Genomic DNA, 22,078 nt, shown 5'->3' with positions numbered 1-22,078 from the left:
CCTCCCGAGGATGCAGTACGCTCCGTCGTGTAACACTGTTACGCAAAGGAGGGCGCATGACACGCATCGGGTATGCAGCGGGAGGGTTCGACCTCTTCCACGTCGGCCACCTCAACCTGCTCCGCCAGGCACGCGAGCACTGCGACGAGCTCGTCGCCGGCGTCGTGAGCGACGAGATGCTGCACGAGGTCAAGGGCGTCGAGGCGGTGATCCCCACGCTGGAGCGCGTCGAGATCGTTCGCTCCATCCGCTGGGTCGATCGCGTGCACGTCGAGACGGTGCCCGACAAGCTCGACACCTGGCGAGAGGTCGGCTTCACGCACTTCTTCAAGGGCGACGACTGGCGAGGCACCGAGCGCGGGCTGCGGCTCGAGCGCGAGTTCGCCGAGGTCGGCGTCGAGATCGTCTACTTCCCCTACACGGCGCACACGTCGAGCAGCGTGCTCCGGCGCGCCCTCTCGCAGCTGGACGAGATGGCGGATGCGACGAGGCGCCGGTCTCCTCGCCGCGCTGCCGCCTTCTAGTCGCGCGCAGCCAGGAAGCTGTAGACCTCGGTCTCGTCGACGCCGGGGAACGCGCCCGGCGGCAGCGCCGCCAGCAGGTGCGAGTGCGCCCGCGCGCTCGGCCAGGCCTGGCCCGCCCACTCCTCGGCGAGGTCGGGCGGCGGCTGTCGGCAGCAGGTGGGATCCGGGCAGCGCGACACCGATCGCTCCTTGGTCGCCCGGCCCCGGAACCACTTCGCCTCCGAGAACGGCACGCCGATCGAGAGCGAGAACTCGCCGCTCTGGCTGCGCTCGGTCACCGCCGTGCACCAGAAGGTGCCGGACGGGGTCTCGGTGTACTGCTCGAACGGGTTCACCTTGTCGGCGACGTCGAAGACCTCCCGGCTCGTCCACCGCCTGCAGACCGGCTGCCCCTCGATGGCGCCGGTGTGGTCGGCGGGGAACGTCACACCGTCGTTCTCGTAGGCCTTGTAGATGATGCCCGACTCGTGCACCTTCTGGAAGTGCAGCGGTATCCCCAGGTGCACGGTCGCCAGGTTCGTCAGGCGATGCGCGGCGGCTTCGTACGAGACCGCGTACGCGTCGCGGAGATCCTCGACCGCGAGCTGCCGCTCCCGCTTCGCGTTCGCGAGGAACTCGGCAGCGGTGCGCTCGGGCATCAGCAGTGCTGCCGCGAAGTAGTTCGTCTCGATGCGCTGCCGCAGGAACGCGCCGAAATCCGCGGGCACGGAGTGCCCCAGCACGTGATGGCCGAGCGCCTGCAGCAGCACCGAACGCGGGTCGTGGCCAGTGCGCGTCGAGCGCGAGAGGTAGATGCGCTTGCGCTTGTAGTCCATCACCGAGCGCGTCGAGTGCGGCAGGTCGCCGACGTGGTGGAGCGAGAAGCCCAGCCGCTCCGTGATCGCGGCGATCAGGTGCTGCGACAGCGGCCCCGACTGGTAGCCGACCTTCGCGAGCATCGCCGCGGCCTCCGCCTCGATCTCCGGGAAGTGGTTGTCGCGCGAGCGCATCTCGCTGCGCAGCTGCGTGTTCGCTCTGCGCGCCTCCTCCGGCGTCGCCACGCGCTCCTCGGCGACCCGATCCAGCTCGTCCACGAGCGCCAGCATCGTCTCCAGCACGTCGTCGGGCGTGCGCGGACCGATGCGCATCGTCGGCAGCCGCTTCTGCTGCCACGTGGATGACTGCATGGCGCGCTCGAGGCGCAGCTCCATGGCCGCACGCTTCGACGGCGGTGCCGTGCCGGTGAGCTGCGCGAGCGTGACCCCGTAGAGCGACGCGAGCTGCTGCAGCTGCGAGAAGCGCGCCTCGCGCTTGCCGAGCTCGAAGCCCGACAGCTGCGATGGTGCGAGCCCGATGGCGTCGTGCACGCCGTCGAGCGTGAGCCCCGCCTGCTTCCGAGCGTGGCGCAGGGACTTCCCCAGCTGCAGCGCGTCGACGGGCTCGGGCTCCGGGGCCGATCGCGCGGGTCGGTTCCAGGTGCCAGTGGTCGACGATGCGCGGGTCATGCGAGCACCATACGGCAGAACTGCGCAGGGTGGCAGAAATGCAGAACTTCAATCCTGAGTCGCCACCTCGTGCTTCAGATCTGCCCACAGAGTGGTCATCACCATCCCTCGCACGAGGACCGATCCAATCCAAGGAGCGCATCATGACCGAGCAGGACCGGACACCGGACACCCGGAGCACGCTGGCGACCGAAGCCGCTGAGCTGGAGCTGGAATGGGCGGCGGACGCCCGCTGGAACGGCATCGTCCGGGACTACACCGCTGCGGACGTCGTCCGACTGCGCGGCTCCGTGACCGAGGAGCACACGCTGGCGCGCCGCGGTGCGGAGCGCCTGTTCGAGCGCCTGCACGCCGACCCCACGCCGATCCGCGCCCTGGGCGCCCTGACCGGCAACCAGGCCGTGCAGCAGGTGCGCGCCGGCCTCGAGGCGATCTACCTCTCGGGGTGGCAGGTGGCCGCGGATGCGAACCTGTCGGGCCAGACCTACCCCGACCAGTCGCTCTACCCCGCCAACTCGGTGCCCGCGGTCGTCCGCCGCATCAACAACGCGCTGCAGCGTGCCGATCAGATCGAGCGCGGCGAGGGCACCTCGACCGTCGACGACTGGTTCGCGCCCATCGTGGCCGATGCCGAAGCCGGATTCGGCGGCCCGCTCAACGCCTTCGAGCTCATGCGCAGCATGATCGTCGCCGGCGCGGCCGGCGTCCACTGGGAGGATCAGCTCGCGAGCGAGAAGAAGTGCGGCCACCTGGGCGGCAAGGTGCTCATCCCCACGCAGCAGCACGTGCGCACCCTGAACGCCGCGCGCCTCGCCTCCGACGTGGAGCGGGTGCCGAGCATCATCATCGCCCGCACCGACGCCGAGGCGGCGACGCTGCTCACGAGCGACGTCGACGAGCGCGACCGCCGCTTCCTCACCGGCGGCCGCACGAGCGAGGGCTTCTACGAGGTGGCGAACGGCATCGAGCCCTGCATCGCCCGCGGCCGGGCCTACGCCCCGTACGCCGACCTGCTCTGGATGGAGACCGGCAAGCCGGATCTGGAGATCGCGCGCGCCTTCGCCGAGGGCATCAAGAGCGAGTTCCCCGACCAGCTGCTCGCCTACAACTGCTCGCCGTCCTTCAACTGGAAGCAGCACCTCGACGACGACCAGATCTCGGCGTTCCAGCGCGAGCTGGGTGCGATGGGCTTCCGCTTCCAGTTCATCACCCTGGCTGGCTTCCACGCCCTGAACCACTCCATGTTCGACCTGGCGAAGGGCTACGCCGACAACCACATGACCGCCTACGTCGACCTGCAGGAGCGCGAGTTCGCCGCCGAGGCGCAGGGGTACACCGCGACCAAGCACCAGCGCGAGGTCGGCACGGGCTGGTTCGACCAGGTCGCCACCGCACTCAACCCCAACTCGGGAACGCTGGCGCTCGCCGGTTCCACCGAGTCCGAGCAGTTCGACTGAGCACGCACCGATCGACGCAGGAGGACGACCATCATGCATGACCGCATCCGCATCACCGCCACCGCCTCGGGCCAGGACCGAGTCCTGACCGACGATGCGCTGGAGTTCCTGCTCCAGCTGCACGACGCGTTCGAGTGCACGCGGCGCCAGCTGCTGCAGGATCGCCGCGCGCGCCGCGCCGCGTTCGCCGACGGCGACACCCCGCGCTTCCTGGCCGCGACCGCGCACATCCGCGACGACGCCGGCTGGCGGGTCGCCCCGCCGGCTCCCGGCCTGGAGGATCGCCGAGTGGAGATCACCGGCCCGATCGAGCGCAAGATGACCATCAATGCGCTGAACTCGGGCGCGAAGGTCTGGCTGGCCGACTGCGAGGATGCCTCGAGCCCGCTCTGGCGCAATGTCATCGCGAGCCAGGTCAACCTGCAGGACGCGATCCGGGGGCAGATCGAGTTCACGAGCCCCGCGGGCAAGGAGTATCGGGTCACAGCGGAGCGCACGCCGACCATCGTCGTGCGCCCCCGCGGCTGGCACCTCGACGAGCACCGGATCCTCGTCGACGGCACCCCCATGTCGGGCTCGCTGGTCGACTTCGGCCTGCACTGCTTCCACAACGCCGAGGAGCTCATCGCGAGGGGCGCAGGACCGTACTTCTACCTGCCGAAGATCGAGAACCACCGCGAGGCTCGGCTCTGGAACGAGGTCTTCGTGATGGCGCAGCAGTTGCTCGTGCTGCCGCAGGGCACGATCCGCGCGACCGTGCTGATCGAGACGATCACCGCCGCCTTCGAGATGGAGGAGATCCTCTACGAGCTGCGGGAGCACTCGGCCGGCCTGAACGCCGGACGCTGGGACTACCTGTTCTCAATCATCAAGGCGTTCCGGCTGCGGGGCGAGGCGTTCGTGCTGCCGGACCGCTCACAGCTGACGATGACGGCCCCGTTCATGCGCGCCTACACCGAGCAGCTGGTGCGCGCCTGCCACCGTCGTGGCGCGCACGCGATCGGCGGCATGGCGGCGTTCGTGCCGAGCGCCTCCGACCCGGAGGCCACCGAGCGCGCGCTGGCGGCCGTCGCGAGCGACAAGTCCCGCGAGGCCGGCGACGGCTTCGACGGCTCCTGGGTCGCGCACCCCGGGCTCGTGGCGACCTGCCGCGAGGCCTTCGACGCGGTGCTGGGAGCGCGCCCGAACCAGCTCGATCGCAGCCGCGAGGACGTGCCGGTGGATGGCGATGCGCTCATCGATCTGTCGATCACGCGCGGCGAGATCACCGACGCGGGCCTGCGCTCCAACATCGAGATCGGCATCCGCTACCTCGAGGCGTGGCTGCGCGGGCACGGCGCCGTCGCGATCCACTCGCTGATGGAGGATGCCGCGACGGCCGAGATCTCGCGCTCACAGGTGTGGCAGTGGATCTACACCGAGTCGGCCACCGACGACGGTCGCAGCATCACCACCGCCCGATGCGAGGGCATCGTCGCCGAGCTCTCACAGGACTTCGACCGTGCTCCCGGCAACCGATTCCGTGAGGCGATCGCACTCTTCCGCGAGATCGCGCTGGAACCGACCTATCCCGCCTTCCTCACGCTCGCGGGCACCGAGCGCTACCTCGCCGAGGGTGTGGAGCGCACGAGCACCGGTTCCATCCCGGTGCAGTCCGAGCCCGAAGCGGTCACTGCCGAGGCGGCCGCGTCGATGCCGCTCTCGTCGGCCGGCACGGACGACGAGGCGCGCGAGCGCGAGGCCGCCTGATCCGGCCGAAGCGCACTGCGGATGCAGGAAGGCGGGGCCCCGATCGGGCCCCGCCTTCCTGTCGTCGTCGGTCGCTCAGCCGTGCTGCGCCTGGGCAGCGCGCAGGCTCTCCAGCAGCCGCTCGCGCAGCTCTTCCGGGGCGCGGTCCTTGCATGCGCCCTGGAGCGCGCTCGTGAGGGTCTCCCCCACGTGGTGCTCCGCTGAGCACTCCTCGCACTGCTCGAGGTGCGCACGCACGTCAGCGGCGTCCTCGGCGCAGAGCTCCTTGTGGAGGTACTCCTCCAAGGCCGCGCGCGCCTCGGCGCAGTCCGTCTTCTCCTCCAGGGTGCTCACTGCTTCTTCTCCTTGTCGGTGCTCTCCGGCACTGCGATGCCCTGCTCGCGGGCGTAGTCGGCCAGCAGCCCGCGCAGCAGCCTGCGGCCGCGGTGCAGTCGGCTCATCACGGTGCCCACCGGCGTCTCCATGACCTCCGCCGTCTCGGCGTAGGTGAGGCCCTCGACGTCCACCCAGTAGACAGCCATGCGGAAGTCGGTCGGCACCTGCTGCAGCGCGTCCTTCACGATGCCGGAGGGCATCCGATGGATGGCCTCGGCCTCGGCGCTGCGCGATGTGCTGGCGGTGAAGGACTCGGCGTCGCCGATCTGCCACTCCTCCATGTCATCGAGGGCCGCTTCGAACGGCCGGCGCTGCTGCTTGCGATAGGTGTTGATGTAGGTGTTGGTCTGGATGCGGTAGAGCCACGCGCGCAGGTTCGTGCCCTGCTGGAAGGAGCCGTAGGCGGCGTATGCCTTCAGCAGCGTCTCCTGCACCAGGTCTGCCGCGTCCGCCGGATTGCGCGTCATGCGCATGGCGGCCGCATAGAGCTGGTCGGCGTACTGCATCGCCTGATCGACGAAGTCGTCGCGCTTGCTGGCTTCGGCCTGTTCGCTTGTCATCGCGGGCGAGTCTAGTGTCGCGGGCCCTGCATCGAGCGTTGCAGTCGTCACAGCTTCCTCCTCCAGACACTTGCTGACCGATAGATTGCAACCGATGAGCCACCCAGAGCATTCCCGACAGACCAGCGCGCGCCGCTGGCCCGCCCCGACCGCGTCGACGAGGATCGACGCTCGCGTGCAGCTGCCGGGCTCCAAGAGCCTCACGAACCGCGCGCTGCTGCTGGCGGCGCTGGCCGACGGGCCGTCGACCCTGCACCGGCCGCTGCGCAGCCGGGACGCGACGATCATGGCCGAGGGACTGCGGGTGCTGGGCGCGGTCATCGACGAGGTCGTCGGCGACGGCGCGTTCGGGCCCGACCTCGCGGTCACCCCGCGGCCCATCTCGGGCGGCGGCCACATCGACTGCGGGCTCGCGGGCACCGCCATGCGGTTCCTGCCGATCGTCGCAGCGCTCGGCGATGGCGCGGTCTCGTTCGACGGCGACCCGCATGCGCGCAAGCGCCCCATGGATCAGACCATCGCGGCGCTGCGCGGCCTCGGCGTGCGCGTCGACGCCGACGATGCGCGCCTGCCCTTCACCGTGCACGGCGGAGGCGGCGTCACCGGTGGCGAGCTCGAGATCGACGCGAGCGCGTCCAGCCAGTTCGTCTCGGCGCTGCTGCTCGCCGCGCCCCGCTTCGAGCGCGGGCTCACGCTGCACCACCGCGGGCACCGGCTGCCATCGCTCCCGCACATCGAGATGACCCTCGCGGCCCTGCGGCAGCGCGGTGTCAATGCGCACGCGGTGGGCGAGGCCACCTGGCGGGTCGAACCAGGATCCATCGCACCCTTCGACGAGCAGATCGAACCCGACCTCTCGAACGCGGCGCCCTTCCTCGCCGCGGTCGTCGCTGTCGGCGGGCGCGTCGTGCTCGACGGCTGGCCCGCGCACACCACGCAGGTGGGTGCCATGCTCCCGGAGCTGCTCGCCGCGTTCGGCGCCGAGAGCTCGACGTCCGACGGGTCGCTGACGGTCGAGGCCGTCGGCGGCGACATCCCAGGGGCCGCGCTCGACATGCACGCCGCGGGCGAGCTCTCCCCCACCGTGATCGCGCTCGGCGCGCTCGCGTCGGGCCCCGTCGAGGTCACCGGCATCGGCCACACCCGCGGGCACGAGACCGACCGCATCCAGGCGATGCTCGAGAACATCACGGCGCTCGGCGGCACGGTCGTGGAGCTGCCGGACGGCATCCGGGTCGAGCCGGCGCCGCTCGCGGGCGGCGAGTGGGGCGCCTTCGACGACCACCGCATCGCGACGGCCGGCGCCGTGGTCGGGCTGCGCGTGCCGGGCATCGAGGTCGACGACATCGGAGCGACGGCGAAGACGATCCCGGAGTTCCCGGAGCTGTGGGCGGCGATGCTCGCGGGGCAGGATCCCGCAGCATGAGCTGGATGCAGGAGTTCGACGATCCGTACGAGGAGTACGACGAGTCGAGCGTGCGCGAGCGCCCCAACCCGAAGGCGAATCGGCCGCGCTCGAAGCACCGGCCCGAGCACGACGACGCCGTCACCGGCATCGTCACCGGCGTCGACCGTGGCCGCTACCGGCTCGCGGTCAGGGTCGGCGAGCCCGACGAGGCGGTCGTCACGGCCGCGCGCGCTCGCGAGCTGCGCAAGCAGTCGATCGTCGCTGGCGACCGGGTCGATGTCGTGGGCGACACCTCCGGCGAGACCGGCTCGCTCGCGCGCATCGTGCGCATCCAGCCGCGCACGACCGTGCTGCGCCGCTCCGCCGACGACGCGGATCTGGTCGAGCGCGTCATCGTCGCCAACGCCGACGTCATGCTCATGGTCGTGGCATCGGCCGACCCGCCGCCCCGCGCGGGCATGGTCGATCGCTTCCTGGTCGCGGCCTTCGACGCGGGCATCGCGCCGGTGCTCGTGATGACGAAGACGGATGTCGCCGATCCCGCGCCCTTCCTGGCGAACTTCGCCGGCCTCGACATCGAGGTGTGGACGTCGTCGATCGACGACCCGCCCGCGGAGGCGCTGCGGGAGCGGCTCGCTGGGCACACCACCGTCGCGGTCGGCCACTCGGGCGTCGGCAAGTCGACGCTCGTGAACGCGATTGTGCCGAGCGCGCACCGCGCCGTCGGCCACGTCAACACGGTCACCGGGCGCGGCCGCCACACCTCCTCGTCGACGGTGTCGTTCAAGCTCGGCGACGGCTGGATCATCGACACCCCCGGCGTCCGCTCCTTCGGACTCGGCCACGTCGCCACCGCGAACGTGCTGCGCGGCTTCCCGGACCTCGCGGCGGTTGCCGAGGACTGCCCGCGCGGCTGCACGCACCTCGTCGACGAGGAGTACTGCGAGCTCGCGGTCGCGGCCGCCGACGGCCGGCTGGAGCAGCGCCGCGTCGATTCGATGCAGCGCCTGCTCGGCACCCTCGTCGCGGCGCGCGGGCTGCGGCACCAGGAGTAGGCGGGCATACCCTGGAGGCGTGACCGACTACGACGACGACCTCGCGCTCGCGCTGCGGCTCGCAGATGCCGCCGATCGCATCGCCAGCGATCGCTTCGGTGCCCGCGACCTCACGATCGACACGAAGCCCGACTCGACGTTCGTGACGGATGCCGACCGAGCCGTCGAGCAGCGCATCCGCGAAGTGCTGGCGGCCGAGCGGCCGGACGACGCGATCCTGGGCGAGGAGTTCGGCCGCGACGGCGACGCGCGGCGGCAATGGATCATCGACCCGATCGACGGCACGGCGCACTTCCTGCGCGGAGCGCCGATCTGGGCGACGCTCATCGCGCTCGCGGTGGACGGCGTGCCGGTCGTCGGTGTCGTCTCCTCCCCCGCGCTCGGCGCTCGCTGGTGGGCGGCGCAGGGGCAGGGTGCCTGGAAGCTGTCGGCCGGCGGGGGCGCGCCAGAGCGCCTGCGCGTGTCGGGCGTGGCAGCCATGTCGGACGCCGCGATCTCGTATAACTCGATCCAGGGCTGGGACGGTGCCGGCCGCGTCGACGAGCTCATCGCCTGGCAGCGCGACGTGTGGCGAGCGCGCTCCTACGGCGATGCCTGGAGCTACATGCTGCTCGCCGAAGGCAAGCTCGACGCCGTCGGCGAATTCGATCTGCAGCCCTACGACCTGGCCGCGCTCGTGCCGGTGATCGAGGAGGCCGGTGGGCGCTTCTCATCGATGGATGGGCAGCCCGGCCCGTGGCACGGCACCGCGCTGGCGACCAACGGCCTCCTGCACGACGCGCTGCTGGAGCGCTTCGCGCGCTGATCTCAGCCCGCGGAGGCCGCCGCGAGGCCCGCGACGTCGAGCTTCCGCATCCCGAGCATCGCCCGTGTCACATCGGCAGCGCGCTCGCCCTGCATGAGCTCGCCCAACTGCTTCGGGATCACCTGCCACGACGCTCCCCAGCGATCGCGGCACCAGCCGCACATCGACTCGGCGCCGCCGTCGGCGACGATCGCGTCCCAGAGCCGATCGACCTCCGCCTGACCGTCGACCGTCACCGCGATCGACACCGCCTCCGTCTGCGGAAACCGCGGGCCGCCATCCAACAGCTGATAGGGCACGCCGCCGATCGTCAGGTCGACGACGATCGCCTCGCCCGCCGCCGCCTCGCCGGGCCACGGATCGTCGCGCTCCGGGCGACGCATGACGGCCGTGACCTCCGAGTCCGGCAGCAGCGTCACGTAGAACGCAGCGGCCTCCTCGATGTGTCCGTCGAACCAGAGCACTGTGCGCACCGTCGCCATGGCCGACATCATGCTCCCCGCAGGCCCAGCCCGCTAGCCTCGGCGTATGCAGGAGATCACCCCGAACGAGGTCGCCGACCGCCCGCTCATCGACGTGCGCGAGGCGCACGAGTGGCAGCAGGGCCACGCGGTAGGTGCCATCCACATCCCCATGGGCGAGATCGTCGAGCGGCTCCCGGAGGTGCCGGACGGCGCGGCGATCGTCTGCCGGTCGGGCGCCCGCAGCGCCCGGGTCGTCGCCTTCCTGGAGCAGCAGGGTCTCAACGCGGTGAACGTCGCCGGTGGCACCATCGCCTGGGCCGCCGACGGGCGCCCCATGACGGGCACCGTCGGCTGACGGCACACCCCATCCGCACACGGCTCGGGGCCCTGCGCCCCGCGCCGTGACGACGCGGACGCAGAGCCCCGAGCTGCGGTGAGGGTGCCTTCGGATCAGCTGGAGACGATGAGCTTCTTGTTCATGAACTCCTCCATGCCGTGGGGGCCGAGCTCACGGCCGAAGCCGGAGCGCTTCGTGCCACCGAAGGGCATGTCGTAGTCCTCGGCGCCCGCGCCGTTGATCGCCACCATGCCCGCGTCGATCCGGTCGGCGACCGCGAGCGCGAGCTCGGGGTCGTTGCACCAGATGCTCGAGCCGAGGCCGAAGGGCGTGTCGTTGGCGATGTGCACCGCATCGTCGACATCCTTCGCACGGTAGACAGTGCCGACGGGGCCGAACAGCTCCTCGCGGTAGGCGTCCATGTCGCTCGTCACGCCGCCGAGCAGTGCGGGAGCGACCCGCGTGCCCTCCGACGCCGCGACATCGCCCACGAGCACCTTCGCGCCCTCGTCGACCGCCGAGGCGACCTGCTCGCGCAGTCGGTCCGCTGCTGCCTGGGAGGAGAGCGGCCCGACGAGCGCATCCTCGTCCTCGGGTCCGCCCACCTCGAGCGCCCTCATCGCGTCGCTGAGCTTCGCGGTGAACTCGTCGTAGTGCTCGTCGAGCACGATGAAGCGCTTCGAGGCGTTGCAGGCCTGACCGGAGTTGTCCATCCGGGTCGCGATCGCGGCCTCGACCACGGCGTCCATGTCGTCGGCGGAGAGCACGATGAACGGGTCGGAACCGCCCAGCTCGAGCACGACCTTCTTGAGGTGACGTCCGGCGATCTCGGCCACGGCCGCGCCCGCCCGCTCGGAGCCGGTGAGCGAGACGCCGCGCACGCGCGGGTCGGGGATGATGATCTCGCCGATCTGGTCGTTGGTCGCGAAGACGTTCTCGTACGCGCCGGCCGGGAGTCCCGCCTCTTCCAGGATCTCGGCGATGACGGTCGCCGACCACGGGCACTGCGGCGCGTGCTTGAGCACGATGGTGTTGCCGAGCACGAGGTTCGGGAACGCGAAGCGTGCGACCTGGTAGTACGGGAAGTTCCAGGGCATGATCCCGAGGATCACGCCCTGCGATGCCTTGCGCACGCGCGCGTCGACGCCGGAGTCGACCTCCAGCACCTCGTCGGCCAGGAACCGCTCGGCATTGTCCGCGTAGTAGCGGATGATGTCGCTCGAGAACTCCGCCTCGAACACACCCTGGTCGATGGGCTTGCCCATCTCGGTGCGGATGATCTCCGCCAGCTCGCGCGACCGCGCCTTGAACGCATCCGCGGCCTTGGTGATGATCGCGACACGCTCCGGCAGGGGCGTCGCCGACCAGGTGGGGTACGCGGTGTGCGCCCGCTCGATCGCGCCACGCACCTCATCATCGGTCGCCGTCGGGTACTCCTTGACGGTCTTGCCGGTGTACGGGTCAGTGACTCGGTACTCGCTCACGAACTGCCTCCTCGCAGGGGTCGGGTATGACTCCAGCGTATCGGCGTTGATGATCTGGTGGTCAACAGCGTGCGACTCGACCGATGGTGGAGATGGGGGGAATCGAACCCCCGTCCAACGCTCGGACCGTGCGGCTTCTCCGGGTGCAGCTCAGGGATGGCGTTCTGCTCGGCTCCGACCTTTGTCCTGAGCACCTAGGTCGACGAGCCCAGTCACAGTGAAAGTCCCGCGATCCCCTGTGACGCAGGATCGCAGCAAGCTCTCAAAACGACGCCAGGATCCGGGGCGAGAGCAACCCCGGTCTGACGGACTTCAGGCTCGCTTATGCAGCGAGGGCGAAGTCGGTGCGCTTTGCATTGGCACCTATTGGTTTGCAGGGGGCGTTCAAGAGATAACCCTGCGTCCTCTACCCGCTTCCCGCTCCGACTGAGGCGCTGTCGAAACCGATCATCCCCATGGAGTGGTGCGAGTCGCACGCTGTTGAGTTTCCAAAGCCGGACGCATCCGGCACGCTGGCTGGGCCAGCCCGTCATCATATCGCGCCGTCGGCATCGCGGGCAAGCGCTCGAAGCCCGTCCTCGATCGGTGCATGTGGGTGGCTCGAGCTACCTTCCTCGCGACGAGGGAGTCGGGATGCGCGGCAGCGAGCAGGCGGGAGCAACGCTCGAGTCGGCGCGCGCCCTGCTCGAGGTGTGCCGCTCGCTGGCGCTGGAGCCGAACGACGAGGTGGCCGAGCTGCTGGCGCGCACCGCAGAGCTCGCCCGCATCGTCGATGCCCAGAGCGTGCTGCTCGCGGCCGCGGTCGCCGAGCGCTCCGCCGGCCCCGTCGACGGCTCGCTCTGCCGCCGCCTGGGCCACAGAAGCGCCAAGGAGGCCCTCGCGTCGGCGTTCGGCATCCGGGGTCGACAGGCGACCGAGCTGCTGACCATGGCGGCGCGCACGACCGCCTCCGTCGGCGTCTCCGGCGGGACGGTGCCGGCCCGCTACCCGCACCTGGCCGCGGCGCTGCAGGCGGGCGAGCTCTCGCTCGCGCAGGTGCAGGCGATCGTGCAGACGCTCGACCCGGTGGCACCGCGCGCCGATCTCGAGCAGCTCGCCTGGGCGGAGCGCGCGCTGGTCGACGCGGCGACCGACCCCGCGGCACCGCTCGTGCCCGAGCTGATCCTCGTGCAGGCGCGCACCTACGCCGCGATGCTCGACCCCGACGGCGTGCTGCCGACCGCGGAGCGCCACCGCGCGATGCGCTCGCTGCGGATCGGCCAGCGCGACGACGGCATGTGGATCATCTCGATGGTCGCCACCCCCGAGGCGGGTTCCGCCATCAAGGCGCTGCTGGATGCCTACACGGGCCCGCGCGTGCACGTCGCGTTCCGCGACGATGACGACGGCGGCGACGGTCGTGCGCAGCCGGCCGACGAAGCGCAGGCGGAGGCCGAGGCGGTCGACGACCGCACCCCCGAGCAGCGGCGGCACGATGTGCTGGTCGGGCTCGTGCAGGCGCACGCGGCCTCCGGCGACGCACCCACGGTCGGCGGCGACGCGCCGGTGCTCGTGATCAGCGGCACCATCGAGGCGTGGTCCGCCTACCGTGACGGGCTCGACAACACCGACCGCACCCTGCGCATCGAGCACACCGGCGATCTGCTCCCCATCGAGGCCATCGATCGCCTGCTCTGCGACGCGCGCCTGCAGCCGGTGGTCGTCAATGACTGCCACCACGCCCTGGCGCTCGGCCGCTCGCAGCGACTCTTCTCTCGCGCGCAGCGACGAGCGCTCGCGACGCGTGACGGCGGCTGCCGCGCTCCTGGCTGCCGCATGCCGCCCGCCTGGTGCGAGGCGCACCACGTGATCTCTTGGCTCGCCGGTGGTCCCACCGACATCGCGAACGGCATGCTGCTCTGCAGCCACCATCACCACGAGGTGCATGCCGGTCGCCTTCGCATCGAGCGCAGCGGGCCGACGCCGGGCAGCTGGAGGGTCGTGTCGGTGCTGCGACCGCCCCGACGCGGCGAGGCCCGCGGGCGCAACGCGGCGACGCCGACGAGCACCGTGCACGCGACGGGGACGAGCACCGCGAGCGGCAGCTCCGGCATCGCAGCCGATGCTCCACGGCCGCTCGCCATCCCCGTACCCGCGGTCGAACTCGGGCGGTTGCGACGCCCGGGTCCCTCTGCGGCCCGCACCCGCGGCGGCGCCGCGTCGAGTGCCGTGGAGCATCGAGCCGGCGTGCGCATGCGCGCCCTCGGTCGCGAGCGCGACGCGCGGGGTCGACGCTCCACGCGACGCGGTCCGCGCGCTGTCGCCGTCGACCTTCGACTGCCAGAGCTCGTGCTGCGCAGATGATGGGCCGGTCCGCCGAGCATTCCGCCTGGCGATGGGCAGCTCGGCCGATCAGCCGAAGAGCATCTCCGCTTCGCGGTACCGGTGCGGGGGCACGCGCTTGAGATCGCCCAACGCGTCCGCCATCGGCACGCGCACGATGTCGGTGCCGCGCAGCGAGACCATCGTCCCCCATGCGCGATCGACGATGGCGTCGATGGCGGCGAGCCCGAATCGGGTCGCGAGCACGCGGTCTGCGCCGCTGGGCGCACCGCCGCGCTGGATGTGACCGAGCACCGTCGATCGTGACTCGATGCCGGTGCGCTCCTCGATCATCGGTGCCAGCAGCTCGCCGATGCCGCCCAGCCGCGGGCGGTTGAAGGCGTCCAGGCCCTTGTGCGAGTGCGCCTCCTCCATGCCCTCCAGCTTGAATCCCTCGGAGACGACCACGAGCGGCGCGCGGCGCCGGTCGTAGACCGACTGCACGTACTCGGAGATCCACTCGATGGAGCGCGGCTGCTCGGGGATCAGCGTGACGTGCGCGCCGGTCGCGATCCCGGTGTGCAGCGCGATCCAGCCCACGTGGCGGCCCATGACCTCGAGCACCATGCAGCGCATGTGGGAGTCTCCGGTGGTGCGCAGCCGATCGCCGGCCTCGGTCGCGATCTGCACCGCGGTGTCGAAGCCGAAGGTGTAGTCGGTGGCGTCGAGGTCGTTGTCGATCGTCTTGGGGACGCCGACGACGGGCAGCCCATCGTTGGCGAGGCGATTGGCCGCCGCGAGCGTGCCTTCGCCGCCGATCGCGATGACCGCGTCGATGCCGAGCCGCCCGAGCGTCTCGGCGATCTTCTCCGCGCCGCCGTTGGGTCCCTCGTACGGGTTCGTGCGGCTGGTGCCGAGGATCGTGCCGCCGATGCGGCTCGTGCCGCGCACTGCCGAGCGGTTGAGCACGCGCACGTCGCCGTCGACGAGGCCGCGATAGCCATCGCGGATGCCGACGAATTCGAGGCCGTGGTGCACCATGCCGGTGAGCACGGCTGCGCGGATGACTGCGTTGAGTCCGGGGCAGTCGCCGCCGGACGTGAGGATGCCGACTCGCATTTCACCTTCCCGTCGGAAGGCCCTGGGTGAACGCTGCCGACACTCCATCCAATCGACTGCGAGGGGGTTTGTCGAACGCCCGGAGCTAGTCGCCCATGCGGTTGCGCGTGCGCATGGCGCGATCCGCCTCGCGCTTGTCCTGCCGCTCGCGCAACGCGTGACGCTTGTCGTACTCGCGCTTGCCCTTCGCGACCGCGAGCTCGACCTTCGCGCGCCCGTCGGAGAAGTAGAGCGAGAGGGGCACGAGCGTGTAGCCGCCCTGCGAGACCTTCACCGAGAGCTTCTCGATCTCATCCCGGTGCAGCAGCAGCTTGCGCTTGCGGCGCGGCGGGTGATTGGTCCAGGTGCCCTGGCCGTACTCGGGGATGTGCACGGCGTCGAGCCATGCCTCTCCGCCGTCGATGAAGGCATAGCCGTCCACCAACGAGGCCCGACCCGCGCGCAGCGACTTGACCTCCGTGCCGCGCAGCACCAGTCCGGCCTCGACGCGGTCCTCGATCGTGTAGTCGTGGCGAGCCTTGCGGTTCTGCGCCACGACCCTGTGACCCTGTTCGCGAGGCATGGCTGACTCCTGAGTTCGGTGGCGGATCGTGGTGCCCGAATGACGGGCAGCCGTTCAGTCTAGCCCCTGTCGGCCGGCAGCGGCCGTCGACGACGGCGCGATCAGACCTTCAGGTAGCGACGGATCGCAACGGCCGCGGCGACGCCCGCGAACAGCACGCCGATGCCCAGCAGGATGGGCACCACCACGAGCGCATCATCCACCGCCACGATCGCGATCGTCTGCAGCATCGGCGCCACATAGCCCTGCAGCACGAAGTGCACCACCGCGACCATCGAGCCGGCCGCCAACACCGCACCGATGAGTGCCGCGACGACACCCTCGATGATGAAAGGGGTTTGGATGAAGCGATTCGACGCGCCCACGAGCCGCATGATGCCGAGCTCTCGCTTCCGCGAGAAGGCCGAGAGCCGAATCGTGGTCGAGATCAGCAGTACGGCCGCCACGAGCATCAGCACGGCCACGCCGATGGCGGCGAGGCTGGCGGTGTTGAGGACCTGGAAGATCGGTTCGAGCAGCGCCCGTTGATCGCGCACCTCCAGCACTCCAGGCAGCGCCGAGGTCGCCTCCCGGATCAGGTCGGCGTCGGCTGGCGTCGTGGGCCGCACCCAGAGCGCCTCGTTCATGGTCTCCGGGCTCGCAAACTCCGCGCTCGCCGTGCCCCCGAACTGCTCGATGAAGTGCTGATAAGCCAGTTCCCGATCCTCGAACTCCACGTTGCTCACGTAGGGCGCGATCGCACCGCTGTCGAGCACGTCGCGCACCGCGGCGATCTGCTCCTCGTTCGCGGCCGTCTGCGTGCAGGTCTCGGTGGCATCGACCGGTCCGCAGAAGTAGATGCCCACCTGCGCGCGGTCGTACCAGAAGCCCTTCATCTGGTTGATCTGCAGCTGCAGGAGAATCGCTGCGCCGACGAACGAGAGCGAGATGAAGGTCACCAGGACGACCGACACCACGACCGAAAGGTTGCGGCGAAGGCCGTTCCAGACTTCCTGCGCGATCAGCTGCAGCCTCATGCGAGCTCCGCCTCGTGGTCGAGGCCGAGGTCGAAGTCGGCGAGGTGCCGTCGATAGCTGCCGTGCGTCTCGTCGCGCATGATCACGCCCGCGTCGAGCTCGACGACGCGCTTCTGCAGCTCGTCGACGATCGAGGCCTCGTGCGTGGCCATCACGACCGTCGTGCCGCCCTCGTTGATGCGTGCGAGCAGCGCCATGATGCCGGCACTGGTCGAGGGATCCAGGTTGCCGGTGGGCTCATCCGCCAACAGGATCGGCGGCCGGTTCACCACCGCTCGCGCGATCGCCACGCGCTGCTGCTCACCACCCGAGAGCTCGTGCGGCAGTCGGCTGGCCTTGCCTGCGAGGCCGACGATCTTGAGCACGTCCGGCACAGCCTCGGAGATGAAGCCTCGGCTCTTGCCGATCACCTGCAGCGTGAACGCGACGTTCTCGTAGACCGTCTTGTTGTTCAGCAGCCGGAAGTCCTGGAACACCACCCCGAGGTTGCGGCGGAAGAACGGCACGCGCCGACTGGGCAACGCCTTCAGGCGCTGCCCGAGCACGTGCACCTCGCCGGCGGTTGGCGTCTCCTCGCGGAGCACCATGCGGATGAGGGTCGATTTGCCGGAGCCGGAGGCGCCGACGAGGAACACGAACTCGCCCTTGAGTATCTCCAGGGAGATGCTGTCGAGAGCGGGGCGCGCTTTGCGGGAGTAGGTCTTCGAGACCTCGTCGAAGCGAATCATGGCCTGCTGAGGCTACGGGGCGTCGGGGGCAACGGCGTGCACTGACGCGGCGGGTCATGAAGCCGACCGCAGAGACCCACGCTCATGAACCTGGGAGCGAGCCGAACGCCACGCCGGAGAAAGCCTCAGGCTTTACTGAGCGTTATCGTTCTGTTACGTTGGCTGAGTCGCGCAGCGATCGTGCCTCCCCGGCGCACGATCCGCATTCACGCTGCACACCCCGACGAGGGTCACGAGCTCGTCGCTGGGTCGCGGAATGCCTTCGATCACCGCGCGACAACCCTATCCAACGATCGGGCTTGGCGCCGCCATGCCCTCTCGCGCCCTGCGCGAGACCTCGTGACTACTCAGCAGATTGTGAGAGCGCCTTGCCCCAGCGCACATCCCTCGTCAGCATCGGCGCGGCCACCCTGACCCTTGCGGTCGCCAGCGCCACCGTGCTCGCAAACCCGAGCGTCGTCGAGGCCTATGGCCTGGAGACCGGCGGGTCCGGCACCAGCTACTACCTCAACGACCAGTTCACGCCGAAGGCGAACCACGAGTTCGAGCTCGGACGCGCGGACGACCGCGCCTACTTCGGTGACTGGAACGGCGATGGCGTCGACACCGCCATGCTGCGCCGCGGCGCGCAGTACCTCACCACATCGAACAACGACTCGCCCTCCACCGGCCAGGCCGTGACCATCGGCAGCGCTGGCGATGAGGTCTTCGTCGGCGATTGGGACGGCGACGGCCGCGACACCCTCGCGGTGCGACGCGGCTCGCAGTTCTACGTGCGCAACTCGCTCTCCGCCGGACCGGCAGAGTTCGTCGTCGCCTATGGACGTGCCGGAGACACCATCCTGGTCGGCGACTGGAACGGCGACGGCAAGGACAGCCTCGCGGTTCGACGCGGTTCGATCTACCACGTCCGCAATACGATGACCAGCGGGCGGGCCGACCGGGTGATCGGCTACGGCCGTGCCAGCGACGCCGTGCTCGTGGGTGACTGGAACGGCAATGGTCGCGACACCTTCGCCGTGCGGCGCAGCTCGACCTACTTCATCTCGAACACGATCCGTGAGGGCGCAGCCGACATCACGGTCATCTACGGCCGTCCGGGCGACACCTCGTTCGTCGGCGACTGGAACGGCGACGGCGTCGAGACCCTCGGCGTGCGGCGCGCGACCGCGGCCGCCACGCCCGCACCCGACCCCGTGCCCGCACCCGGCACCGGCGGGATGCCCGGCCCCAACAACACCGGTGTTCCGGCGGGCGTGAACCTGCGCGTGCACAACGGCAACATGGTCATCACCCGCGCCGGCACCGTCATCGACGGCCTCGACATCCGCGGCTTCGTCGATGTCCGAGCAGCGAACGTGACGATCCGCAACTCGATCATCCGCGGAGGCGCGGAGGGCGGCCAGGACTCGCTCGTCCGCAGCGCGTCCAACAGCGCGAGCCTGACCATCACCGACAGCGAGCTCGTCGCATCCGTCGCATCGCCCAAGATCGACGGCCTGCGTGGCTGGAACATCACGGCCGAGCGTCTCGACATCCACCACGTCCTCGACGGCGTGCACCTGTGGGGCTCCGGCAACGTCACGATGCGCAACTCGTGGGTGCACGACATCCTGCACTTCGAGAACGACCCGGGTTGGAACGGCGGACCGAGCCACGACGACACCGTGCAGATCCAGAGCGGCTCGAACATCACGCTCACCGGCAACCGCATCGAGGGCGCGTACAACGCGGGCATCATCCTCACGCAGGACGCCGGCCCGATCTCGAACGTGCGGATCACCGACAACTTCCTCGACGGTGGCGCCTGCACGATCAACATCTCCGAGAAGTCGCACGGCCCGCTGCGAGGCATCGTCATCGACAACAACACGTTCGGCGAGAACTCGCAGCACAACTGCCACGTCATCTACCCGCCCTCGAGCAGCATCTCGCTCGACGGCAACCGGACGGCCAACGGCGGCGCGCTGAAGTACGTCAAGCGCTGACAGCTCCACGCAGTGCACGAGGGCCCCGTCGCAATCGCGGCGGGGCCCTCGTCGTGCGCGTCAGCTGCGGCGGTGCTGGCGCGTCATGACTGCCAACCGGAGACGCGCCCCGTCGCCTTCGCGGCGGCCAGGATGCCCAGCTGCATGCGCTCCGGCTGGCCGAAGTAGCTGCGCTCATAGAGCTCGTGCCTGGCGCCGAAGCCGGTGCCGACCGCATCCCACAGCTCGCCCATGACCTCGAGCCGCTCGCGCGCATCCGCGCCGCCCGATCCGCGCAGCAGCGGCTCGATGGGCGCGACGTGCTCGCTGCCGAGGCTGTCGAGCGGCACCGGCAGATGCGCGAACGCGGAGGCGAGCATCGTCTGCAGGTTGACGCGCATGCGGCTGTAGGCATCCGGACCGTAGGCGGCGAACGCCATCGCGGCCTGCGCCCCGGGCCCGATCGAGTCGCCCGATGGCTCGCTCTGCTCGATCATCGCATCGCGCAGCGCGGCGACCGTGTCTCGGTAGGCGACGAGCTCGCCGAGCGCGGCCTGCACGCCGCGCAGCTCGCTCGTGCCCATGATCTCCGCAGCCCGCACGGCGAGCCCAGCGATGCGCTCGAGTTTCGCCTCGAGCCTGGTCGTCGCCTGGAAGACCAGCCTCGCGCTCCACCCGACCGCCCCCTGATTGAAGGCGAGCATCGTCTCCGGATCGCGGATGAAGACGTCATCCCACGGCACGAGCACATCGTCGAAGACCACGAGCGCGTCGTGCTCCGCGAAGCGATGCGCGAGCGGCTGATCATCCCGAGCGGGCGTGCCGCGCGTGTAGATGCGGACGCCGGGCGACGCGACGGGCACGGAGGCCGCGATCGCGAACGCCTCGGTCTGCACCTCGCCGCCGAAGTGCGACACGAGCAGTCGCTGCGCGGTCGCGGCGCCGGTGACGACCGCCTTCGCGCCGCGGATGACGACCCCCGCATCGGTCTCGCGCACCACGTGCAGGAAGACGTCCCCCACCTCGTCCGGCGGCAGGTCGCGATCGACGGGCGGATTGACGAGCGCCTGCGCGTAGTGGGTGACGTCGCGCTGGTCACGCGCGAGCGCGTTGCGCACCTGGCCCTCGAACCTCCCGAAGAAGGGTGCGTGCGCCGCCATCGACGTGATCACGCTGGCCATGAACTCCGGTGTGCGACCGACCCAGCCGTGCGTCTGGTGCTGCCAGGCGCGGATCGCATCGCGCTGCACGCGCAGATCGTCCCGCGACTGCGGCAGCACCCAGAACGGATGCGTCACACCGGCGCCGTCATCGGTGGGCACGAGCAGCGCATCCGACCCCTCGCCGTGCAGCGTGTCGTAGAGCGAGGCGATCGTGCGGGCGACGCCGGCGAAGGCGGGGTGGTCGGCGACGCGCTCGACCGGGATGCCGTCGTGGATGACCGCGCGCCCGTCGTCGAGGCTCTCGATGTACTCGTCGCCGGTCTGCGGCCTGCTCGGCTGGGCGGGATCCACCTCTGGCACCGTCATGCTGCTCGCCCTAGTCGTCCGTCTCCTGCTGCTGGCGCTTGCGCCAGCGGATACCGGCGGCGATGAACCCGTCGAGGTCGCCGTCGAAGACCGCCGACGGGTTGTTGACCTCGTGCAGCGTGCGCAGGTCCTTCACCATCTGGTACGGCGCGAGCACGTAGGAGCGCATCTGGTCGCCCCAGCTGGCCGAGATGTTGCCCGCGAGGTCCTTCTTGCGCGCAGCCTCCTCCTCGCGCTTGAGCAGCATGAGGCGGCTCTGCAGCACACGCATCGCGGCGGCGCGGTTCTGGATCTGGCTCTTCTCGTTCTGCATCGAGACGACGACACCCGTGGGGATGTGCGTGATGCGCACCGCCGAGTCGGTGGTGTTGACGCTCTGACCACCCGGACCGGACGAGCGGAAGACGTCGACCCGGATGTCGTTCTCGGGCACCTCGACCTGATCGACCTGCTCGAACAGCGGCACTACCTCCACCGCCGCGAACGAGGTCTGGCGCTTGCCCGCGGCGCCGAAGGGGCTCATGCGCACCAGCCGGTGCGTGCCAGCCTCGACCGCCATGTTGCCGAAGGCATAGGGGGCGTCGATCTCGAACGAGGCGGACTTGATGCCCGCCTCCTCCGCGTAGCTCGTCTCGTACACCGAGACGGGCATGCCGTGCTGCTCGGCGTACCGCAGGTACATGCGCAGCAGCATCTCGGCGAAGTCGGAGGCGTCGACGCCGCCGGCGCCGGCGCGGATCGTGACGACGGCCGGTAGCTGGTCGAACTCGCCGTCGAGCAGCGTCCGCACCTCCAGCTCGGAGATCAGCTTCTGCAGGCTCTTGAGCTCCTTCTTGGCCTCGGCCTGCGTCGCCTCGTCGGCCTCTTCGTTCGCCATCTCGACGAGCACCTCGAGGTCGTCGATGCGCGACTCGGTCTCGCTGATGCGCTTCAGGTCTGCCTGCGCGTGGCTGAGCTCGCTCGTGACCTTCTGCGCGGCATCCGGGTCGTCCCAGAGGTCGGGGGCACCGGCAGCCGCCGAGAGCCGGTCGATGTCGGCTCGCAGACGGTCGGCGTCGAGCACCGACTTGATGTCGAAGAAGGTGGAGCGCAGCTCGGCGATCTCGCCGGCGATGTCGATATCGGCCATGATCATCCAGCCTACCGACGCGAGC

General features: G+C 70.1%; 20 protein-coding genes and 1 other RNA gene. 9 read left to right on the top strand and 12 right to left on the bottom strand.

All coding sequences use genetic code 11. The features are described from left to right. Positions 1 to 56 precede the first annotated feature (56 nt). Positions 57 to 524, top strand: coding sequence for an adenylyltransferase/cytidyltransferase family protein (locus tag ABG090_RS04735; protein WP_347756875.1), 468 nt, complete (start codon positions 57 to 59; stop codon positions 522 to 524). Here the strand turns inward: ABG090_RS04735 and ABG090_RS04730 are convergent. Then, positions 521 to 2,008, bottom strand: a complete 1,488-nt coding sequence (locus tag ABG090_RS04730; RefSeq protein ID WP_347756873.1) for an ImmA/IrrE family metallo-endopeptidase — start codon at positions 2,006 to 2,008, stop codon at positions 521 to 523. The two genes, ABG090_RS04735 and ABG090_RS04730, sit on opposite strands and share 4 nt — an antisense overlap. Positions 2,009 to 2,151: 143 nt before the next feature. On the opposite strand from ABG090_RS04730, the gene aceA reads away from it, so the two are divergent. Then, a complete protein-coding gene (gene aceA, locus ABG090_RS04725) occupies positions 2,152 to 3,465 on the top strand; it encodes an isocitrate lyase (RefSeq protein WP_347756871.1) in 1,314 nt (437 codons plus the stop codon). 33 nt (positions 3,466 to 3,498) lie between these two features. Beyond that, a complete protein-coding gene (gene aceB / locus ABG090_RS04720) occupies positions 3,499 to 5,214 on the top strand; it encodes a malate synthase A (RefSeq protein WP_347756870.1) in 1,716 nt (571 codons plus the stop codon). Between the two features lie 75 nt (positions 5,215 to 5,289). On the opposite strand, the gene ABG090_RS04715 is transcribed toward aceB, so the two are convergent. Then, positions 5,290 to 5,547, bottom strand: coding sequence for a zf-HC2 domain-containing protein (locus ABG090_RS04715; RefSeq protein ID WP_347756869.1), 258 nt, complete (start codon positions 5,545 to 5,547; stop codon positions 5,290 to 5,292). Next, complete coding sequence (locus ABG090_RS04710; RefSeq protein ID WP_347756867.1) at positions 5,544 to 6,149, bottom strand: sigma-70 family RNA polymerase sigma factor; 606 nt, start codon at positions 6,147 to 6,149, stop codon at positions 5,544 to 5,546. Before ABG090_RS04710 ends, ABG090_RS04715 begins: the two co-directional genes overlap by 4 nt. 94 nt (positions 6,150 to 6,243) lie before the next feature. On the opposite strand from ABG090_RS04710, the gene aroA reads away from it, so the two are divergent. From aroA to ABG090_RS04695, 3 genes are read left to right on the top strand one after another with little or no spacing between them, the layout of a single operon-like run. Beyond that, positions 6,244 to 7,575, top strand: a complete 1,332-nt coding sequence (gene aroA / locus ABG090_RS04705; protein ID WP_347756865.1) for a 3-phosphoshikimate 1-carboxyvinyltransferase — start codon at positions 6,244 to 6,246, stop codon at positions 7,573 to 7,575. Further along, positions 7,572 to 8,612, top strand: a complete 1,041-nt coding sequence (gene rsgA, locus ABG090_RS04700; RefSeq protein WP_347756863.1) for a ribosome small subunit-dependent GTPase A — start codon at positions 7,572 to 7,574, stop codon at positions 8,610 to 8,612. Before aroA ends, rsgA begins: the two co-directional genes overlap by 4 nt. A gap of 19 nt (positions 8,613 to 8,631) precedes the next feature. Beyond that, positions 8,632 to 9,417 (top strand): inositol monophosphatase family protein, encoded by a 786-nt coding sequence (locus tag ABG090_RS04695; protein ID WP_347756861.1) that lies wholly within the window; start codon positions 8,632 to 8,634, stop codon positions 9,415 to 9,417. A 2-nt stretch (positions 9,418 to 9,419) separates the two neighbouring features. On the opposite strand, the gene ABG090_RS04690 is transcribed toward ABG090_RS04695, so the two are convergent. Then, the gene (locus ABG090_RS04690; RefSeq protein ID WP_347756859.1) at positions 9,420 to 9,899 is read right to left on the bottom strand and encodes a VOC family protein; all 480 of its coding nucleotides are present in this window, start codon (positions 9,897 to 9,899) and stop codon (positions 9,420 to 9,422) included. A gap of 46 nt (positions 9,900 to 9,945) precedes the next feature. On the opposite strand from ABG090_RS04690, the gene ABG090_RS04685 reads away from it, so the two are divergent. Next, positions 9,946 to 10,236 (top strand): rhodanese-like domain-containing protein, encoded by a 291-nt coding sequence (locus ABG090_RS04685; protein WP_347756857.1) that lies wholly within the window; start codon positions 9,946 to 9,948, stop codon positions 10,234 to 10,236. Positions 10,237 to 10,331: 95 nt separating this feature from the next. Here ABG090_RS04685 and ABG090_RS04680 read toward each other — a convergent pair whose 3' ends face one another. Both ABG090_RS04680 and ssrA read right to left on the bottom strand, forming a co-directional pair. Further along, positions 10,332 to 11,702, bottom strand: coding sequence for an NAD-dependent succinate-semialdehyde dehydrogenase (locus tag ABG090_RS04680; protein ID WP_347756855.1), 1,371 nt, complete (start codon positions 11,700 to 11,702; stop codon positions 10,332 to 10,334). Positions 11,703 to 11,786: 84 nt separating this feature from the next. After that, positions 11,787 to 12,157, bottom strand: a transfer-messenger RNA (tmRNA) gene (gene ssrA / locus ABG090_RS04675). Between the two features lie 178 nt (positions 12,158 to 12,335). On the opposite strand from ssrA, the gene ABG090_RS04670 reads away from it, so the two are divergent. Beyond that, positions 12,336 to 14,045: a DUF222 domain-containing protein gene (locus tag ABG090_RS04670; RefSeq protein WP_347756854.1), complete on the top strand. Its 1,710-nt coding sequence runs from the start codon at positions 12,336 to 12,338 to the stop codon at positions 14,043 to 14,045. Between the two features lie 48 nt (positions 14,046 to 14,093). On the opposite strand, the gene ABG090_RS04665 is transcribed toward ABG090_RS04670, so the two are convergent. The 4 genes from ABG090_RS04665 to ftsE form a co-directional block, all read right to left on the bottom strand. Next, positions 14,094 to 15,122 carry a 6-phosphofructokinase gene (locus ABG090_RS04665; RefSeq protein ID WP_347756852.1) on the bottom strand — a complete coding sequence of 343 codons (1,029 nt, stop codon included), beginning with the start codon at positions 15,120 to 15,122 and terminating at the stop codon, positions 14,094 to 14,096. Positions 15,123 to 15,207: 85 nt separating this feature from the next. Continuing rightward, positions 15,208 to 15,684 (bottom strand): SsrA-binding protein SmpB, encoded by a 477-nt coding sequence (smpB, locus tag ABG090_RS04660; RefSeq protein WP_347756850.1) that lies wholly within the window; start codon positions 15,682 to 15,684, stop codon positions 15,208 to 15,210. A 101-nt stretch (positions 15,685 to 15,785) separates the two neighbouring features. Further along, positions 15,786 to 16,700 (bottom strand): permease-like cell division protein FtsX, encoded by a 915-nt coding sequence (gene ftsX, locus ABG090_RS04655; RefSeq protein WP_347756848.1) that lies wholly within the window; start codon positions 16,698 to 16,700, stop codon positions 15,786 to 15,788. Further along, positions 16,697 to 17,428 (bottom strand): cell division ATP-binding protein FtsE, encoded by a 732-nt coding sequence (gene ftsE, locus ABG090_RS04650; protein ID WP_347756846.1) that lies wholly within the window; start codon positions 17,426 to 17,428, stop codon positions 16,697 to 16,699. Before ftsE ends, ftsX begins: the two co-directional genes overlap by 4 nt. A gap of 368 nt (positions 17,429 to 17,796) precedes the next feature. Here ftsE and ABG090_RS04645 point away from each other — a divergent pair, with 368 nt between their 5' ends. Beyond that, positions 17,797 to 19,416 carry a right-handed parallel beta-helix repeat-containing protein gene (locus ABG090_RS04645; RefSeq protein ID WP_347756845.1) on the top strand — a complete coding sequence of 540 codons (1,620 nt, stop codon included), beginning with the start codon at positions 17,797 to 17,799 and terminating at the stop codon, positions 19,414 to 19,416. A gap of 83 nt (positions 19,417 to 19,499) precedes the next feature. Here the strand turns inward: ABG090_RS04645 and ABG090_RS04640 are convergent, their stop codons facing one another. Then, complete coding sequence (locus tag ABG090_RS04640) at positions 19,500 to 20,924, bottom strand: 4-hydroxyphenylacetate 3-hydroxylase N-terminal domain-containing protein (protein WP_347756843.1); 1,425 nt, start codon at positions 20,922 to 20,924, stop codon at positions 19,500 to 19,502. Positions 20,925 to 20,934: 10 nt separating this feature from the next. After that, entirely contained in the window at positions 20,935 to 22,053 is a 1,119-nt protein-coding gene (gene prfB, locus ABG090_RS04635) for a peptide chain release factor 2 (protein WP_347756841.1), read from the bottom strand. Positions 22,054 to 22,078 lie beyond the last annotated feature (25 nt).

The sequence above is a fragment of the Agrococcus sp. ProA11 genome, from assembly GCF_039880525.1.
Classification (GTDB): Bacteria; Actinomycetota; Actinomycetes; order Actinomycetales; family Microbacteriaceae; genus Agrococcus; species Agrococcus chionoecetis.
This window is presented reverse-complemented; position numbering and strand designations above follow the sequence as displayed.